The following is a 20,666-nucleotide window of genomic DNA, read 5'->3' as shown; positions in this document are numbered from 1 at the left end:
GCTTCAGGTACTCCCGAAGCCTCTCCTCCGTGTTACCGGTGGCCATTCCCCTCGCTCCTTCGACGATCTGCGACGTTTGTCCGACAGCGGTGACCGGAGCGGCTCAGCCTGTGCCCAACTGTTTGTCGATCAGCGCGAACATCTCGTCGTCCGACGCGGTGTCCAGCGCGATTCCGCCGGTGTCGGCGCCCGCCTCCGCACCGGTTGCCGCGTCTCCGCGCCACGCCCAGAGCAGCGACTCCAGACGCCGGGTGATCCGCTCACGCGTCTCGCCGTCCGGCGAGATACCGCCGAGCCGCGTGGCGATCCCGTCCAACTCGTTCAAGACGTCGGCGTGTTCACCGTCGACCGGCGTACTTTCCATCTCGTCCAGCAGGAAGCGGACCAGGCTGATCGGCGTCGGGTAGGAGAAGACGACAGTCGCCGGGAGCTTCAATCCGGTCGCCGCGCTCAGCCGCTTGCGCAGCTCGACGGCGGTCAGCGAGTCGAAGCCCAGCTCCTTGAATGCCCGTTCGGCCGCGACGTCGTCCGGAGTGGCGTGCCGCAGCACCGTCGCCACCTCCACGCGCAGCAGGTCGAGCAGTACGCGCTCCCGCTCCTCGCGGTCGAGTCCCGCCAGCCGCACGGTCAGCGCGCCCGGGTCGACGTCGGGACCGTCGTCCAGCACATCGGTCCGCGCCGTCGTGCGGACGGCGGGGCCGGAGCGGTCGATGTCCAGCCAGTAGCGGCGCGGTTGAAAGGCGTACGTGGGCAGGTCGACGTGGTGGGCGGGGGTTCCGGCGAAGACGGAGCGCCAGTCGACGGGCAGGCCGCGTACCCATCCTTCGGCGAGGGAGGTCAGGAAGCGTTCCTGGCCGCCTTCGTCCCGGCGGAGGGTGCCGAGTGCGACGGCGTCCGATCCCGCGTCCTCGAACGTCTCGGCCAGACCGACCGCGAGGACGGGGTGCGGGCTGGACTCCACGAAGTACGTGAAGTCGTCGGCGAGGAGGGCCCGGACGGTCTCGTCGAAGCGGACTTCCTGGCGGAGGTTGGTCACCCAGTACTCGGCGTCGAGCGTGGTCGTGTCGATACGGCCGCCGGTCACCGTGGAGTAGAACGGAACCTGCGAGGACTGCGGCTCGATGCCGGACAGGGCCTCAACGACCTCGTCACGTATCGCGTCGACCTGCACCGAGTGCGAGGCATAGTCCACATCGATACGACGCGCCCGTACGCCCCCGGCCTCGCATGAGGTCAGCAGCTCAGCGAGTGCTTGGGGTTCACCCGAGACCACCGTGGACGAGGGCCCATTCACCGACGCAACGGAAATACGACCGTCCCACCGCGCGATCCGCTCCCGTACGTCCTCCACAGGCAGCGCGACCGACACCATCCCACCCCGGCCCGACAACGACCCGCGAATCGCCTTCGCCCGCAACGCCACCACACGCGCCGCATCCTCCACCGACAACGCACCCGCCACGCAAGCAGCGGCAATCTCGCCCTGACTGTGACCGATCACCGCACCCGGCTCAACACCCACCGACCGCCACACCTCGGCAAGCGACACCATCACCGCCCACAACGCACCCTGAACCACCACCACGTCATCCAGAGCCCCGCCACGGATCGCCTCCACCACCGACGACCCGACATAAGGACGCAGCGCCGCGTCACACTCAGCCAGCCGCGCCCCGAACACCGGAGCTGAAGCAAGCAGCTCCATCGCCATCCCCGCCCACTGCGACCCCTGACCCGGAAAGACGAAGACCACGTGGTCGGCCGGTCGGCCGTCGGTGTCGTCCACCGTCGCCAGGCCCGTGACGGTGGCACCTGTGGGGGTGCCTGAGGCGAGGGCGCCGAGGGCCGAGGGATGGTCCAGGTCCAGCACGACCGCGCGGTGTTCCCACGCGGCGCGGGTCGTCGCCAGGGCGAGGCCGATCTCCGGCGCGGCCGGGCCGTGGCCGCCCAACGTGTACTCCAGCAGCCGCTCGGCCTGGTCGCGCAGTGCGGCGGCGGACCGCGCGGACACCGGCCACGGGACAGCGGACCCCAGCGGCCCGAGCGGCCCGTTCGCGGGTTCCGACCGGGCCTCCGGCGTATCGGCCCGGTCGCCCGAGTCTCCCGAATCGCCCGCGTCCGCCGAGCCGGCCGCACCGCCGGCCCCGCGCGCGTCGTCCGTCGGCTCACCGGCCTCCTCCAGGATCAGGTGCGCGTTCGTCCCGCTGATCCCGAAGGCCGACACACCTGCCCGCCGCGCACGTCCGTCACCCCTGACCCACTCCCGCTCCTCGGTCAGCAACTCCACCCCGCCACCGGACCAGTCCACGTGCGGCGTCGGCTCGTCGACATGCAGGGTTCTCGGCAGGACTCCGTGCCGCATGGCCTGCACCATCTTGATCACGCCCGCCACACCCGCCGCGGCCGAGGTGTGGCCGATGTTGGACTTCACCGAGCCGAGCCACAGCGGCCGTTGGCCGTCGCGTCCCGCGCCGTAGGTGTTGAGCAGGGCGGTCGCCTCGATCGGGTCGCCCAGGGAGGTGCCGGTGCCGTGCGCCTCGACCACGTCCACGTCGGTGGCGGCGATCCTGGCGCTGCGCAGCGCGGCGCGGATGACGCGTTCCTGGGAGGGGCCGTTGGGGGCGGTGAGGCCGTTGCTGGCACCGTCCTGGTTGACCGCGGAGCCGCGGATCAGGGCCAGGACGCGGTGGCCGTTGCGCCGGGCGTCCGACAGCCGTTCCAGCAGGAGCAGGCCCAGGCCCTCGGCGGGGCCGAAGCCGTCGGCGGAGGCCGCGAAGGCGCGGCAGCGACCGTCAGGGGACAGGGCGCGCTGCCGGCTGAACTCGGGGTAGCCGATGGCGGTGGACATGACGGTCACTCCGCCGGCGACGGCCAGGGAGCATTCGCGGCTGCGCAGTGCCCCGGCGGCCAGGTGCATGGCGACCAGCGACGACGAGCAGGCCGTGTCGACGCTGATCGCCGGGCCTTCGAGCCCGAAGGTGTAGGCGACGCGGCCGGACATCACGCTGGCGAAGTTGCCCGTCGCGTAGTAGCCCTCGACCTCCTCGGGGATGGCGGGGAGCTCCCAGCCGTAGTCGGCGGAGCTGAAGCCGATGAACGTGCCGGTGGGGCTGCCCTTGACGGACAGCGGGTCGATGCCGGCCCGTTCGAAGAGTTCCCATGTGCAGGGCAGGAGGAGCCGTTGCTGCGGGTCCATGCCGAGGGCTTCACGGGGGGAGATACCGAAGAACGACGCGTCGAACTCGGTTGCTCCGGTGAGGAATCCGCCGCCCCGCACGTAGTTGCTGCCGGGCCGCGCGGCGTCCTCGTCGTAGCGGTCGTCGATGTCCCAGCCCCGGTCCTTGGGGAACGGGGTGATGGCGTCGCCGCCCTCGGCGACCAACTGCCACAGGTCGTCGGGGGTTTCGACGCCGCCGGGGTAGCGGCAGGCCATGCCGACGACCGCGATCGGCTCGTTCCTGGCGGCGGTGGCGTCGCGGAGCCGCTGCTGGGTCTCGCGCAGGTCGCCGGTCACCCGCTTCAGGTACGCGAGCAGTTTCGCCTCGTTCTCCGCCATTGCCATCCTTTTCGACTCCAGGCTCTCCGGTTCAGGAATGTCCCGTCCGCGTGCGGCGGATCAGGGGTTGCCGAGTTCGCGGTCCAGCAGGTCGAACATCTCCTCCGCGGTGGCCGACTCGATCTCGCCCCGGCCGTCGCGTCGTTGCCGTACCTGCCACAGCAGTTCCTCCAGGCGGCCGACGACTTCGGCGGTCTCCTCACCGTCCGCGGGCAGAGCGGCGACCGCGCCCGCGAGGGCGTCCAGCTCGTCCAGGACGGATCCGGTGCCGGTCCCGCCGGTGCTCACGGGACCGGTCGCCGCGGACGCGGCGCCGGTGGTGAAGCGGGTCCGCAGGTGCTGGGCGAGCGCGGTGGGCGTGGGGTGGTCGAACACCACGCTCGCGGGCAGCTTCAGGCCGGTCGCGGTGGACAGGCGGTTGCGCAGTTCGACGGCGGTCAGCGAGTCGAAGCCGAGATCCTTGAACGTGCGGCCCGCCCGTACCGAGGAGTTGTCGGCGTGCTGGAGGACGCTGGCTGCTTGGTCACGTACCAGGTCGAGGACGTTCTTGAGCTGGTCGGGCTCGGAGAGCGTCGCCAACTGGGCGGCGAATTCGGCGCCCGCGGTGGTCGGGGCGGCGGAGTCGGCCTGATCGGTCTCGGTGCGCAACGCCGCTTGTACCTCGGGGAGTTCGGCGAGCAGCGGGCTGGGGCGCAGCGCGGTGAAGCCGAGGACGAACCGTTCCCAGTCGACATCGGCGACGGCGACGAACGTCTCTTCGTGCGCGACGGCCTGGAGCAGTGCGGTGGCGGCGCGTTCGGGATCCATGGCCAGTACGCCGCGGCTCTCCATGTAGGCGGCCGCGCCCTCGGCCTCCATCATGCCGCCGCCGCCCCAGGCGCCCCAGGCCAGTGAGGTCGCGGTACGGCCGAGCGCGCGGCGCCGCTCGGCGAGCGCGTCGAGGTGGGCGTTGGCGGCGGCGTAGACGGCCTGCCCTCCGCTGCCCCACACCCCGGCGTTGGAGGAGAAGAGCACGAAGGCGTCGAGCGGTGTGTCGCCGAGGAGGTCGTCCAGGTGGCGGGCGCCATCGATCTTGCCCGAGGCGATGCGGGTGATGTCCTCGTCGGTGGTGTCGGTGGCGGCCAGGTAGGTCTGCGGGGCGCCGGCCGCGTGGAAGACCGCGCTCAGCGGCCGGTCGGCGGGGACGCCCGCGAGGAGCGCGGCCACCTCGGACCGGTCGGCGACGTCGCACGCGGCGAACGTGACGGCGGCGCCCGCCGCCTCCAACTCCGCGCGCAGTTCGGCCGCGCCGGGCGCGTCGGGGCCGCGGCGGCCCGCGAGCAGCAGGTGCGGGGCGCCTTCGGCGGCGAGCCTGCGGGCGACGCGCGCGCCGATCCCGCCCGTTCCCCCGGTGATCAGAACGGTGCCGTCGGGCCGCCACGCGGCGGCTCGTGCGGGGTGCGCGGCCCCGAGAGGCGTACGGATGAGCCGCCGCCCGTGGACTCCGGAGGCCCGTACCGCGACCTGGTCCTCGACGGCGGACGCGGAGCCGCCGGACGCGGGGTCCACGGTCTGAGCGTCGGCGGCTGCCGGGTCGGCGGTCCCGTCAGGGCCGGGCAGTCCGCCGAGGACGGCGGCGAGCCGGACGGCGGCGGCCGGGTCGGGCCGGGACGGCAGGTCGACCAGGCCGCCCCACTGGCGGGGCTGCTCCAGCGCGATGGCCCGGCCCAGGCCCCAGACCTCGGCCTGGCCGGAGCGGGGCCCCGCGTCGCCGGGTGCCGTCCTGACGCCCTCCGCAGTGGCGGCCCACAGCCGCCCGGTCAGTTCGGCGTCGGCGGCGGCCTGGGCGAGGGCGAGGGTGGCGCGGGCGGCCGGGGAGAGACCGGCGGCAGCCGGTTCCGGGGCCTCGCGCCCGGCGGGGTCGTGGCCCCGGAGCGCGGTGGAGCCGACGGGGGCGTGGCCGGGCGCGCTGGCGTCGGAGACCGCAGGGCCGGTGCCGTCGACGGCGGACGCCCCGGGCACCTCGTGCGCGGCAACCTCCTCGGCACCGCCCATAGCGGAGCCACCCGTAGCGGTGCCACCCGTAGAGGTGCCGCGCGCCTCGGAACCGCCTGCCACCTGGCCGCCCGTCTCCGGCACACCCGTCTCGGACCCGTCCGCCCCCTGACGGCCGGTCTCGGAGTCCCCGAGGGCGAGGAGGGACAGCACGCCGTCCGCCTCGACCGTCCGGAGGAGTTCGGCGAGGGCCGCCCGGTCGGTCCGGTCTGCGGGGATCTCGATGTGGGTGACCGTGGTGCCCGCGGCGGCGAGCGCGTCGCCCGCCGCGGCGGCCCACGGCTCGTCCGGGAAGCTGAGGATCGTCCACCGCCCGCGCGGCGCACGGGCGTTCGCGGTGTCCAGGGCGCGCCAGGCGATGCCGTAACGCCAGCGGTCCAGGGCCGTACGGTCCAGGCTGCGGCGGCGCCAGGACGACAGGGCGGGCAGGACCGTCGCCAACTCGTCCTCTCCGGACCCGAGTTCGAGTTCCCCGGCCAGGTGCTCCAGGTCGCCGCGTTCGACGGCGGCCCAGAATCCGGCGTCCGCGAGGTCGCCCGTACCGCTGGTGGTGGGCGCGGTACGGTCCCGCAGATCGTCCAGCCAGAAGCGGCGGCGTTGGAAGGCGTACGTGGGCAGGGCCAGCGGCGTACCGCCCGAACCGGGGGCCAGGGGGCGCCAGTCGACGCCGGGCAGACCGCGGACGAAGCCCTCGGCCACGGAGGTGGTGAAGCGCGCCATGCCGCCTTCGTCACGGCGCAGCGTGCCGACCGCGACGCCGTCGCGTTCGGCGTCCTCGAAGGTCGCGGCCATGGCGGTGGTGAGCACCGGGTGCGCGCTGGCCTCGACGAAGAACCGGAAGCCGTCGCTCTCCATGGCCAGTACCGCGGCCTGGAAGTCCACCGGGCGGCGGGCGTTGAGGTACCAGTACGCGTTGTCGAGGGTCGTCGTGTCGACGAGGCCGCCGGTGACGGTCGAGTAGAACGGGACGGTGGCGCGGCGCGGTGTGATGTGCGCGAACAGTTCCATGATCCGCTCGCGCAGCGGTTCGACCTGGGCGCAGTGGGAGGCCACGGTCGACCCGACGACGCGGGCTCGGACGCCGTCGGCCTCGCAGGCCGCGACGAACTCCGTCAGCGCCTCGGTGTCACCGGCCACGGTGACGGCGGTCGGGCCGTTGCGTCCGGCGATGTCAAGCCGCCCGCTCCACACGGCTGTTCGCGTCTCGACCTCGGCGACGGGCAGCGCCACTGAGGCGACCGCGCCGTTGCCGACGAGTTCGGCGGCGAACAGGGCGCTGCGCAGCGCGATGATCTCGGCGGCGTCTCCCATCGTGAGCGCCCCCGCCACCAGCGCGGCGGCTATCTCCCCTTGGCTGCTGCCGACGACGGCGGCGGGTTCGACACCGACCGACCGCCACAGCTCGACCAGGGAGACGTTGACGGCGAACAGCACGGGTTGCAGAACCTCGATCAGGTCCGGCGAGGGCGCGCCGGGGATCCCGCGCACGACGTCGGTGACCGACCAGTCCAGGTGGACGCGGAGCGCCGCGTCGCACTGGGCGAACCGCTCGGCGAACACCGCTGAGGTGTCGAGGAGTTCGGCCCCCATGCCCTTCCACTGCGAGCCCTGTCCGGGGAAGACGAAGGCCACCCTGCCGCGTACGTCGGCGGCGCCGGTGACCGCCCCTGCGGTCGGCGTACCGTCGGCGAGCCCGCCGAGGGCGGCGGCGGCCTGCGCGCGGTCACCCGCCAGGACGACGGCCCGCTGTTCCAGGACGGTCCTGGTGGTCGCCAGCGCGTGCCCGATCTCGGCGTCCGTGGTGTCGGGCCGGTCGGCCACGAAGTCCGCGAGGCGTCCGGCCTGCGCGCGCAGCGCCGCCGCGGACTTGGCGGAGAGCACCCAGGGGACGACGGTGCCGGGCGGGTCACCCACGACGGCGGCCGGGGCCGAGGCGGCGGGCGCGTCGGACGTAGCGGGTTCTGCCCCCTCTCCGAACCCGGAGCCAGGACCGGCCAGTTCGACCGCCTCAAGCGGCTCCGCGGGCGGCTCTTCCAGGATCACGTGCGCGTTCGTCCCGCTGATGCCGAACGAGGAGACCGCGGCGCGGCGCGGGCGGCCCCGATCGGGCCACGGCGTCGCCGCGTTGAGCAGCCGGAGCCGGCCGGAGGACCAGTCCACCTCGGGCGAGGGCTCCTCGGCGTGCAGGGTGCTGGGCAGCATGCCGTGGCCCATCGCCATGACCATCTTGATCAGACCCGCGACACCGGCCGCGGCCTGCGTGTGGCCGATGTTGGACTTGATGGAGCCCAGCCACAGCGGCTGGTCCCGCGCGTGGTCCCTGCCGTAGGTGGCGAGCAGCGCCTGCGCCTCGATCGGGTCCCCGAGGTTGGTGCCGGTGCCGTGCGCCTCGACCGCGTCGACCTCGTCGCCGGTCAGACCGGCGTTGGCGAGCGCAGCGCGGATGACGCGCTGCTGGGAGGGGCCGTTCGGCGCGGTGAGGCCGTTGCTCGCGCCGTCCTGGTTGACGGCGGAGCCGCGCATGACGGCGAGGACGCGGTGGCCGTTGCGGCGGGCCTCCGACAGCCGCTCGACCACCAGCATGCCGACGCCTTCCGAGAAGCCGGTACCGTCGGCGTCCGCGGCGAACGCCCTGCACCGGCCATCGGGCGACAGCACGCGCTGGCGGCTGAACTCCACGAAGCCGAACGGGCTCGGCATCACCGTCACCCCGCCGACCAGGGCCAGCGAGCACTCCCCCGCCCGCAGCGCCTGAGCCGCCAGGTGCAGGGCGACCAGCGACGACGAGCAGGCCGTGTCCACCGTCATCGCCGGTCCTTCGAGGCCGAGGACGTACGAGACGCGGCCGGAGATGACGCTCAGCACGTTCCCGGTGACCGAGTACCCCTCAACGCGCTGCTGAAGGTCGGGGTCCTGGCCGTAGCCGGTGCCGACCGCGCCGATGAACACACCGGTACGGCTGCCGCGCAGCGTGGCCACATCGATCCCGGCGCGTTCCACGGCCTCCCAGGCCGCCTCGAGTACAAGCCGCTGCTGCGGGTCCATCGCCAGCGCCTCGCGCGGCGAGATGCCGAACAGCTCGGCGTCGAAGTCCGTCGCGCCGCGCACGAAACCGCCCTGCTGGGCGTAGCTCTTGCCCGACCTGGCCGGATCCGGGTCGTACAGGTCCGCGAGGTCCCAACCCCGGTCGGTGGGGAACCCGGAGATCGCGTCGGTGCCCGACGCCACCAGGTCCCACAACTGCTCGGGCGAATCGGCACCGCCCGGGAAGCGGCAGGTCATGGCGACGACGGCGACGGGATCGTCGTCGAGCCCGGCCGCCGTCGGAAGGGCTCCGGCCGGGGCACGGTCTTCGGCGGATGCCGCGCCGAGGCCCAGTTCGTCCTCCAGATGCGCGGCGAGGGCGTCGGGGGTGGGGTGGTCGAAGACCACCGTGGCCGCGAGCCGCTGCCCGATCGCGGCACCGAGGCGGTTGCGCAGCTCGACACCGGTCAGCGAGTCGAAGCCCAGCTCCTTGAACGCGCGCTCCGGGTCGACGGCGGCCGGCGACCCGTGGCCGAGCACCGCCGCGACGTGCGTGCGTACGATGTCGCGCAGGGCCTCGGTCCGTTCGGCGGGCGACAGCGCGGAGAGCCGCCGGACCAGGGCCGAGGAGTCGGCACGGGTCGAACTGCTCGCCACGGCGCGGGACTTGCGGACGGACGGGGTGGTCAGTTCGCGGGTGAGGGCGTGGAAGGCTTCCCCGGTGCTCTGGGCGTCGCCGGGCGTCAGACGCGCGGTGACGGCGAGCGGTACGTCCCAGCCGACGGCCGCGTCGAACAGGCCGATCCCCTGCTCGACGCTCATCGGCACCACGCCGGAACGGGCCAGGCGTGCCCGGTCGACCTCATCGAGCGAACCGGTCAACTCCGAGTCGGTGGCCCAGTGTCCCCATGCCATGGACACACCCGCCGCCCCGCTCGTACGGCGCACACCGGCCAGAGCGTCCAGGAACGTGTTCGCCGCCGCGTAGTTCGCCTGCCCCGCCGTGCCCACCACGCCCGCGAGCGACGAGAACAGCACGAACAGCGACAGGTCCAAGTCCCGGGTCAGCTCATGCAGATGCCACGCGCCATCCACCTTCGCGCCCAGCACACCCCGTATACGTTCCGCGTCCAGGTCCGGCACCAGACCGTCGTCCAGCGCGCCCGCGCAGTGCACCACACCGCCCAACGGCCGTTCCCCGCCAAAGCGCGCGAGCAGCCCGGCCGCCTCGTCCCGGACCGCGACATCACACGCCACGACCTCGACCCGCGCACCCGCCGCCTCCAACTCCGCCACCAGCGCATCCGCACCAGGCGCGCTCGCACCACGCCGACCCGCCAGTACGACATCGCGCACTCCGTACGAGGCCACCAGATGCCGGGCCACCAGCCCGCCCAGCAGACCCGTACCACCCGTGATCACCACCGCACTCGCGGCATCGACCGCACGCGGAAGACGCAGCACGACCTTGCCGACGTGCCGCGCCTGCGACATGAACCGCAACGCCTCGCCGGCGCGACGCACATCCCACACCCGCACCGGCAACGGCTCCAGCACACCCTCCGCGAACAACTCCGCCAACTCCCGCAGGATCTCGCCGAGTCGGTCCGGAGAGATGTCGGTGAGGGCATATGGGTGGTAGGTGACGCCGGGGTGCTCGGCGGCTACGGCCTGCGGGTCGCGGATGTCGGTCTTGCCCATCTCCAGGAACCGGCCGCCGCGCGGCAGCAACCGCAGCGACGCGTCCACGAACTCCCGCGCCAGCGAGTTGAGGACGACGTCCATGCCGTGCCCATCGGTGGCCTGCCGGAACGCGTCCTCGAAGTCGAGGGTGCGAGATGAGGCGATGTGGTCCTCGGCGAGACCGGCCTGCCGGAGGGTGTCCCACTTGCCCTCGCTGGCGGTCCCGAAGACCTCGGCACCCCAGTGCCGGGCCAACTGCGTGGCCGCCATCCCCACACCACCGGCAGCGGCGTGGATCAACACCCGCTGCCCGGAACGCAGTTCGCCGAGATCGGCCAAGCCGAACCAGGCGGTCATGAAGACGACGGGGACGGCGGCGGCCTGCTCGAAACTCCAGCCCGCCGGCACCCGGACGACCAACCGCTCGTCCACCACCGCCAACGGACCGAACGACTCCGGCAGCAGACCCATCACCCGGTCACCCACCGCCACACCAGCGACACCGGGCCCGACCTCGACCACGACACCCGCACCCTCGGTTCCGAGGTACGCGTCCGGGTCGGGGTACATGCCCAGATTGATCAGCACATCGCGGAAGTTGACTCCCGCGGCACGGACGTCGACCCTCACCTGACCGGCGACGAGCGGCGCCTCGGCGGCCGGGTTGGGCTCGACGGACAGTCCGTCGAGCGTGCCGTCGCCGGAGGCGACCAGTCGCCACGCGCCCTCGGCTGGCGGCACCAAACCCCCGCCACCGGCAGGCGCCCGCACCAGCCTCGGCACCAGCACCTCACCACCACGCACCGCCACCTGCGCCTCACCCGCCGCCACCGCGACACCGACGGCGTAGGCGAGCACGTCACGCACCGCGGCCTGTCCCGACGCGAGGTGGGCGTCGACATCGGCGTCGGAGTCGATCAGCAGGAAGCGCCCGGGGTTCTCGGCGAGCGCGCTGCGCACCAGGCCCCACACCGGAGCCTGGACCAGATCGACGACGGATTCACCAGCGTGGGTGGCCACCGCGCCACGGGTGATGAGGACCAACCGCGAATCAGCGAACCGCTCCTCGGCCAGCCACTCCTGGACCAGACTCAGCGCGCCGGTCACCGCGTCCGCCACCGCACCCGGCACATCGCCGGAGACCGAGGCCGGAGGCAGGACCACGCCGACCAGCGGCGGAACCGGCTGTGCCGCGTCGATGTCGGAGAGCCGTTCCAGGAACACGCATTCGTCGGGCGCGCCGCCGTCGGCGGACAGCGCGGCCGGCACCCAGTCCACGCGGTACAGGCCGTCGGCCGTGCCTGCCGCACTCGCGGCGGCGACGCGGATCTGGTCGGCGGTCGCCGTGCGCAGCGCGATCGATGCCACCGATACGACGGGTGCCCCCTCCGCATCGGCCAGGAGCACCGAGGCGGCGTCCTCGCCCGCAGGCCGCAGACATACGCGTACGGAGGTCGCGCCGACCGCGCCGAGCACCACGTTGGTCCAGGCGAACGGCAGGCGTAGATCGGTGAGTTCGGCGGGCGAGCCGCCGCGCAACAGGACGATCCCGTGCAGGGCTGCGTCGAGCAGGGCCGGGTGGATGCCGAACTTGACCGCGTCCTGGTGGAGTTCGTCCGGCAGCGCGGCCTCGGCGTAGACGTCGTCGCCGCGCCGCCACGCGGCGCGCAGCCCTTGGAACGCCGGACCGTAGCCGTAACCGGACGCGCTCACCTCGGCGTAGAAGTCCTCGACCGGTACCGGCACGGCCCCGGGCGGCGGCCACGCCGTCAAGTCCTCGGTCATCTCGGCGGTGTCGGACGCGACCGCGAGAGTGCCGACCGCGTGCAGAGCCCAGGGCGCCGACTCCCCCGCCCCTTCGGGCCGTGAGTGGAGGCCGAGTTCGCGCCGCCCGTCAGCGTCGGGCGCACCGACGGAGACCTGCACCTGCACGCCGCCGCTCTCCGGAACGACGAGCGGCGCCTGAAGCGTCAACTCCTCTACGCACCCGGCCCCGACCTCGTCAGCGGCCCGCAGCGCCCACTCCGCCAGCGCGGCACCGGGGACCAGGACGGTCCCCTCCACCCGGTGATCGCCCAGCCACGCGTGCGACGCCAGCGACAGCCGACCCGTGAACACGACCTGATCCGAACCGGCCAGCCGCACCACCGCGCCGAGCAGAGGGTGGTCCGCCGCGGCCTGCCCGAGCCCGCTCGGGTCCCCGGCGCGCGCGGCGTCGGCGGTCAGCCAGTAGTGCTCGTGCTGGAAGGCGTACGTCGGCAGGGCGAGTTGCCCGGCGCCCGTCGAATCCGGCGTACCGGCGAAGACGGAGCGCCAGTCGACGGGGAGGCCGCGTACCCATCCTTCGGCGAGGGAGGTGAGGAAGCGTTCCTGGCCGCCCTCTTCGCGGCGGAGGGTGCCCAGGGCGACGGCGTCCGATGCCGCGTCCTCGAAGGTCTCGGCGAGACCGACCGCGAGGACGGGGCGCGGGCTGGACTCGATGAAGTACCCGAAGCCGTCGGAGAGGAGGGCTCGGACGGTCTCGTCGAAGCGGACTTCCTGGCGGAGGTTGGTCACCCAATACGCCGCGTCCAGCGTGGTCGTGTCGATACGCCCGCCGGTCACCGTGGAGTAGAACGGCACCTGCGAGGACTGCGGCTCGATACCCGACAGGGCCTCAACGACCTCGTCACGGATGGCATCCACCTGCACCGAGTGCGACGCGTAGTCCACATCGATACGACGCGCCCGTACGCCCCCGGCCTCGCATGAGGTCAGCAGCTCAGCGAGTGCTTGGGGTTCACCCGAGACCACTGTGGACGAGGGCCCGTTCACCGACGCAACGGAGATACGACCGTCCCACCGCGCGATCCGCTCCCGTACGTCCTCCACAGGCAGCGCGACCGACACCATCCCACCCCGGCCCGACAACGACCCGCGAATCGCCTTCGCCCGCAACGCCACCACACGCGCCGCATCCTCCACGGAAAGAGCACCCGCCACGCAGGCCGCCGCGATCTCACCCTGGCTGTGACCGATCACCGCACCCGGCTCAACACCCACCGACCGCCACACCGCAGCCAGCGACACCATCACCGCCCACAACGCACCCTGAACCACCACCACGTCATCCAGAGCGCCCTCACGGATCGCCTCCACCACCGACGACCCGACGTAAGGACGCAGCGCCGCGTCACACTCCGCCAACCGCGCCCCGAACACCGGCGAGGAGTCCAACAACTCCATCGCCATCCCCGCCCACTGCGACCCCTGACCGGGGAAGACGAACGCCACTCTGCCGTCGCCCGATCGCATCGCGCCGCTGACGAGTCGGGCGGCCGGGGCTCCTTCGGCGAGCGCGCCGAGGACGTCCTGGGCATGTTCGGCGTCGGCGGCCAGGACCACGCTCCGGTGGGGCAACGCCGCTCGGGAGAGGGCCAGTTCGCGGCCGACCGAGGTGAGAGCAGGTGCGTCGTCCGTCCCTGCGAAGGCCGCCAGGCGTTCGGCCTGGCCGCGCAGCGCGTCCGCCGACCGCGCGGACACCACCCACGGCACCACCGTCAGCGAACCCAACGGGCCTGCGTCCGGGCTGACTTCGGGCTCGCGCTCCGGCGCCGCAGAGGTGTCGGCCGCAGCGTCTCCCCCCGGCTCCTCCAGGATCACGTGCGCGTTCGTCCCGCTCGCCCCGAAGGCCGAGATCCCCGCGCGGCGCGGGTGGGTGTCGGCTGTCCACGGCATCGCCTCGGCGAGCAATTCGACGGCGCCGCTCGACCAGTCGACGTGCGGCGTCGGCTCGTCCGCGTAAAGGCTCTTGGGCAGCACCTCGTGGCGCATCGCCTCGACCATCTTGATGACGCCCGCGACCCCGGCGGCGGCCTGCGTGTGCCCGATGTTCGACTTCACCGAGCCCAGCCACAACGGGTCCTCGCCGCCACGCTCTTGGCCATAGGTGGCCAGCAGCGCCTGCGCCTCGATCGGGTCCCCGAGCGTGGTCCCCGTACCGTGCGCCTCGACCACGTCGATGTCGGCGGCCGTCAGCCCCGCGCTGTCCAACGCGGCCCGGATCACCCGCTCCTGCGACGGACCGTTGGGCGCGGTCAGCCCGTTCGACGCACCGTCCTGATTCACCGCGGAACCCCGCATCACCGCCAGCACCCGGTGACCATTGCGCCGCGCGTCCGACAGCCGCTCCAACAACAGCACACCGACGCCCTCACCCCAACCGGCACCGTCCGCCGCAGCCGAGAACGCCTTGCTCCGGCCGTCGGGCGCCATGCCCCGCTGGCGGCTGAACTCCACGAAAAGAGTGGGCGTGGACATCACCGTGACGCCTCCGGCCAGGGCGAGCGAGCACTCCCCCGACCGCAGGGCCTGCGCCGCCAGATGCATCGCGACCAGCGACGACGAGCACGCCGTGTCCACCGTCATCGCCGGGCCCTCGAAACCGAAGGTGTACGAGACGCGGCCGGAGACGGCGGCCGGAGACGAGCCCATCAGGGCGTAGCCCTCGGTGTCGTTGGCCGTGGCATCGGCGCCCACGGCGTAGTCGTGGTGCATGACGCCGGTGAAGACACCCGTCGAACTGCCCTTCAGCGAACCGGGATCAATACCCGCCCGCTCCAACACCTCCCACGACGCCTCCAGCAGCAACCGCTGCTGCGGATCCATCGACAACGCCTCACGCGGAGACACCCCGAAGAACCCCGCGTCGAACTCACCCGCGCCATAAAGGAATCCACCCTCACGCGCATAACTCCGCCCCGCCACACCAGGAATCGGATCGAACAACCCCTCGATGTCCCACCCCCGGTCCACCGGGAACCCCGACACCGCATCCCCACCCGAAGCAACCAGCGACCACAACTCCTCAGGCGAACCCACACCACCCGGATACCGACACGCCATCCCCACAATCACCACCGGATCGGCCGCGTCACGCGCCGACAGGGGACCCGTCGTACCCCTACGGCCGGCGACCTGACCGGTGCGCTCGTCACCGAGCACCAGCGTGCGGAGGAAACCGGCCAACGCCCGTGGCGTCGGATAGTCGAAGACAAGCGTCGCAGGAAGGCGCAGGCCCGTCGCGCCCGCGAGCGCGTTGCGCAGTTGCAGGCCGGTCAGCGAGTCGAAGCCGAACTCCTTGAAACTGCGGGCGGGTTCGACGGCGGACGGGTCGGCGTATCCGAGGACTGTCGCGGCGCGGCCTCGGACCAGGTCGAGCAGATAGCGGAGTTGGTCCTCCTCGGTCAGGCCGGTGAGGGCGCGCAGGAGGCTGCCGGAGTCGCCGCCGACGTCGGTGGCGCGGCGCGGTCGGCTGCGGACCAGACCCCGGTAGACCGGGAGGACGGGTTCGCCCGCGCGGCCCGCGCTGCGCAGGGCGCGCAGGTCGAGGCGGCTGACGACGTGGACCCCGGAGCCGCCGTCGGCGGACGCGGCGGCGTCGAAGAGTGCCAGGCCCTGCTCGGGCGACATCCGCGTGACGCCCATTCGCAGGTAGCGGGCCACGTCGGCGTCGCCGAGGTGGGCCGTCAGCTCGCTGGCCTCTGACCAGTAGCCCCAGATCAGGTCGGTGACCGGCAGTCCCTCGGCGCGGCGGCGCGTGGCGAGGGCGTCCAGGAAGACGTTGGCCGCCGCGTAACCGGCCTGGCCCGGGTTGCCGAGTACACCGGCGATCGAGGAGAACAGCGCGAACAGCGACAGGTCCAAGTGCCGGGTCAGCTCGTGCAGATGCACCGCCGCGTCCACCTTCGGCGCGAGGACTCGGGCCACCTGATCGGCCGTCAGTGCCGACACCACTCCGTCGTCGAGCACACCGGCCGCGTGCACCACACCCGTCAGCGGTCGGTCGGAGGGAATCGCCTCCAACAGCGCGGCCAACGACGACCGATCGGCCACGTCGCAAGCCGCGATCTCGACGCTCGACGCGCCCGCGTCCAGCAAGCGCCGCTCCAACTCCGGCGCGCCCGTGGCCGCCCGGCCCCGGCGGCCGACCAGCAGCAGATGCCGCACCCCGTGCGCCGAGACCAGATGCTCGGCGAAGAGCCGTCCGAGGGTGCCGGTTCCGCCGGTGATGAGCACGGTCCCGTCGTCGCGCAGCGGCACCGGCGTGGGCCCGGCCGGAGCGACGCGGGCGAAACGGGGCGCGAGGAGCACGCCGTCGCGTATCGCGATCTGCGGTTCGCCGACGCCGACGGCGGAGGCGACAGCGGCGGCCAGGGTGCCGGAAGCGGCAGTGGTGCCACGGGTGCCGGCGGTGTCGTCGGTGCCGTCGGTGTCTTCGGTGTCGACCAGGAGGAAGCGGTCCGGCGCCTCGGACTGCGCGGTCCGCAGCAGCCCCCACACGGGTGCGTGCACGAGGTCCGCCACTTCGTCGTCCGGCCCGGTGGAGACCGCCCGGTTGGTGACGACGACCAGCCGCGAGGCGTTCAGCCGTTCGTCGGCGAGCCATGCCTGGACGAGGGCGAGCGCGTCGGTGACGGCGGTGCGCACCCGCGACGGCAGCTCACTGTCGACCTCCGACCGGGTGTTCACGGGACCCAGCCGGGTGATCACATGGGCGGGCGGTTCCAGGGTGCCCGCGTCCAGGCCCGCCAGCAGCGCGGCGACATCCGTGACGTCCTGGCCGCCGCCCAGGGTGAGGACCGGTCCCGGCGCGGCGACGGCGCCCCCGGCGGAAACGGGCAGCGGCGTCCAGTCCAGGGCGAAGAGGCCGTCCCGGCCGGCGGTGCCGTCGGCCTGCCGGAGCTGTTCGGGGGTGGTCTCGCGCAGGACGACGGACTGCACCTCCGCGACCGGGGCCCCTGCCGCGTCGGCGAGCGTCAGCGCGACGGCACCGCCGTCCAGCGGGCGGACCCGTAGCCGCAGCCGACTCGCGCCGACGGCGGACAGCGCCACGCCTTCCCACGCGTAGGGCAGCCGCAGCGGCGCCGACTCCGGCGTACCGCCGTCGAGCAGGGACACGGCGTGCAGGACCGCGTCGAGCAGGGCGGGGTGGAGGGCGAAGCGTTCGGCGTCCTTGGCTGCCGCGTCGGGCAGCGTGACCTCGGCGTACACATCGTCGCCGTGCCGCCACGCGGCGCGCAGGCCCCGGAACGTCGGACCGTAGCCGTAACCCGCCGTCGCCACCCGGGCGTAGAAGTCCTCGACCGGGACCGGCCGGGCACCGGCGGGCGGCCAGTCGGTCAACCCGGCGCTTTCAGCGGGCCGTTCCGTACTGAGGACGCCGACTGCGTGTCGTATCCACCGTTCGTCGTCCGCGATGCCGTCCTCGCCGCGCGAGTGAATCGTGACCTCGCGGCGTCCGTCGGCGTCCGGGCCGCCCACCGCCACCTGGAGCTGGACGGCACCGCCCTCGGGGATCACCAGCGGCGCCTCAAGGATCAGCTCATCGATCTGCTCGGCGCGGATCTCCTCACCGGCACGCAAGGCGAGTTCCACGAAGGCCGCGCCGGGCAGCAGCACGGTGTCGTTCACGGCGTGGTCGGCCAGCCACGCGTGCGTACGCAGGGAGATCCGGCCGGTCAGCAACAGGGCGTTATCGTCGGCGAGTTGCACGGCCGCGCCCAGCAGCGGATGGTCGGCCGCCCCGAGCCCCAGCGACGAGGCGTCCGCGCTGCCGAGCGAGCCGGACTCCAGCCAGTAACGCTGGTGCTGGAAGGCGTACGTGGGCAGGTCCACGCGGCGGGCGGGGGTTCCCGCGAAGACGGACCGCCAGTCGACGGGCAGGCCGCGTACCCATCCTTCGGCGAGGGAGGTCAGGAAGCGTTCCTGGCCGCCTTCGTCCCGGCGAAGCGTGCCGAGTGCGACGGCGTCCGATCCCGCGTCCTCGAACGTCTCGGCCAGACCGACCGCGAGGACGGGGTGCGGGCTGGACTCCACGAAGTACGTGAAGCCGTCGGCGAGGAGGGCTCGGACGGTCTCGTCGAAGCGGACTTCCTGGCGGAGGTTGGTCACCCAGTACTCGGCGTCGAGCGTGGTCGTGTCGATACGGCCGCCGGTCACCGTGGAGTAGAACGGGACATCGGAGGTTGCCGGTTCGATGCCGGACAGAGCCTCAACGACCTCGTCGCGTATGGCGTCCACCTGCGCCGAGTGCGAGGCATAGTCCACATCGATACGACGCGCCCGTACGCCCTCGGCCTCGCATGAGGTCAGCAGCTCAGCGAGTGCTTGGGGTTCACCCGAGACCACCGTGGACGAGGGCCCATTCACCGACGCAACGGAAATACGACCGTCCCAGCGCGCGATCCGCTCACGTACGTCCTGCGCGGGCAGCGCGACGGACACCATCCCGCCGTTGCCGGACAAGGTCCCGCGAATGGCCTTCGCGCGCAACGCCACCACACGCGCCGCATCCTCCACGGAAAGAGCACCCGCCACGCAGGCCGCCGCGATCTCACCTTGACTGTGACCGATCACCGCACCCGGCTCGACACCGGCAGCACGCCACACCGCAGCCAGCGACACCATCACCGCCCACAACGCACCCTGAACCACCACCACGTCATCCAGAGCGCCCTCACGGATCGCCTCCACCACCGACGAACCGACGTAAGGCAACAGGGCCGCGTCACACTCCGCCAACCGCGCCGCGAACACCGGCGAGGAGTCCAACAACCCCAACGCCATCCCCGACCACTGTGACCCCTGACCAGGGAAGACAAACACCACCCGACCCGCGCCCGGACGCACCACGCCGGACACCACACCGGAGGCCGCAACTCCCTCCGACAGGGCCGCCAGCCCTGGCACCATTTCCTTGACGTCGTCGGCGACGGCCACCGCGCGGTGCTCAAGTGCCGCGCGGGAGGCGGCAAGTGCGCGCCCGATGTGCACCGGGGCGGGCAGCTCGTTCGAGTCGGCCGCAAAGGCGGCGAGCCTCGCGGCCTGGCCGCGCAGCGCGGCGGCGGACCGCCCGGACACCACCCACGGCACCGCTGTCAGTTCGCCCAACGGGCCCTGGGCTGACGGTGTTTCGTCCACGGACGCGGGTTCGTCGGCCTGGGGTGCGTCTTCCAGGATCACGTGGGCGTTCGTCCCGCTGATGCCGAAAGAGGACACGCCGGCCCGGCGCGGGCGGTCCCCGCGCTTCCAGTCGACCGGCTGTTCCAGCAGACGGACCGCGCCCGCGGACCAGTCGACGTTCGAGGTGGGCGCGTCGACGTGCAGGGTGCGCGGCAGCTTCTCCTCCTGGAGGGCCAGCACCATCTTGATGACACCGGCCATACCGGCGGTGTGCGCGGTGTGGCCCAGGTTCGACTTGACCGACCCGAGCCACAGCGGGCGGCCTCCCGTGCGGCCCTTGCCGTACGTGGCGAGCAGCGCCTGCGCCTCGATCGGGTCGCCGAGCGTCGTGCCCGTACCGTGCGCCTCGACCGCGTCCACCTCGTCCCCGGTCAGACCGGCGTTGGCGAGGGCCGCGCGGATGACGCGCTGCTGGGAAGGGCCGTTCGGCGCGGTGAGGCCGTTGCTCGCGCCGTCCTGGTTGAGGGCTGAACCGCGCACCACCGCGAGGACGTTGTGGCCGTTGCGGCGTGCGTCGGAGAGCCGTTCGACAAGGAGCATGCCGACGCCCTCGGACCAGGCGGTGCCGTCGGCCCCGGCGGCGAACGCCTTGCAGCGGCCGTCGGGCGCGAGGCCGCGCTGTCGGCTGAAGTCGACGAAGACCCACGGCGTGGGCATCACGGCCACACCGCCGACCAGCGCGAGCGTGGATTCGCCGTTGCGCAGGGACTGGACGGCCAGGTGCAGGGCCACGAGCGACGACGAGCACGCGGTGTCGACGGTCAGCGCGGGGCCTTCGAGGCCCAGGGAGTACGAGACGCGGCCGGAGATGACGCTGATGAAGGAGCCGGTGCCGGTGTAGCCCTCGACGCCTTCGGGCACCTGCTGCATGGTGGTGAGGTAGCCGGTCCCCGCGGCGCCCACGAACACGCCGGTCTTGGTGCCCTTGAGCGAGCTGGGGTCGATACCGGCGCGCTCCAGCACCTCCCACGACGACTCCAGGACGAGCCGCTGCTGCGGGTCCATGCCCAGGGCCTCACGCGGCGAGACGCCGAACAGCTCAGCGTCGAAGTCCCCTGCCCCGTCGAGGAATCCGCCTTTGAGGAGGTACGTCTTGCCGGGCGCGTCGGGGTCCGCGTCGTAGAGGGCCTCGGTGTCCCAACCTCGGTCGGCCGGGAAGTCGGCGATGGCGTCGCCGCCGGTGTCGAGCAGCCGCCAGAAGTCCTCGGGTGTGCCGACGTGACCGGGGAACCGGCAGGCCATGCCGACGATCGCGATCGGCTCGCTCTCCCGGTCCTTGACCTCCTGCAACTCCTGCCGGGTCTGGTGCAGGTCGGCCGCCACGCGCTTCAGGTAGCCGACCAGCTTGTCGTCGTTCGTCATCCGA

General features: G+C 72.7%; 2 protein-coding genes. Both read right to left on the bottom strand.

Features of this window, described 5'->3' with window-relative positions; all coding sequences use genetic code 11:
• Positions 1 to 103: 103 nt before the first annotated feature.
• Complete coding sequence (locus ACFZBB_RS30595) at positions 104 to 3,556, bottom strand: acyltransferase domain-containing protein (RefSeq protein ID WP_391129155.1); 3,453 nt, start codon at positions 3,554 to 3,556, stop codon at positions 104 to 106.
• A 60-nt stretch (positions 3,557 to 3,616) separates the two neighbouring features.
• A complete protein-coding gene (locus tag ACFZBB_RS30590) occupies positions 3,617 to 20,662 on the bottom strand; it encodes an SDR family NAD(P)-dependent oxidoreductase (RefSeq protein ID WP_391129151.1) in 17,046 nt (5,681 codons plus the stop codon).
• Between the last annotated feature and the right edge of the window lie 4 nt (positions 20,663 to 20,666).

The organism is Streptomyces sp. NPDC008139 (assembly GCF_042957025.1).
Lineage (GTDB): Bacteria > Actinomycetota > Actinomycetes > Streptomycetales > Streptomycetaceae > Actinacidiphila.
Note: the sequence above shows the minus strand (reverse complement) of the source record. Positions and strands in the feature narration are given on the sequence as shown.

Coding starts and splice junctions, on each gene's coding strand:
- ACFZBB_RS30595 (WP_391129155.1), bottom strand. CDS start 3,556: ATGGCGGAGAACGAGGCGAAACTGCTCGCGTACCTGAAGCGGGTGACC.
- ACFZBB_RS30590 (WP_391129151.1), bottom strand. CDS start 20,662: ATGACGAACGACGACAAGCTGGTCGGCTACCTGAAGCGCGTGGCGGCC.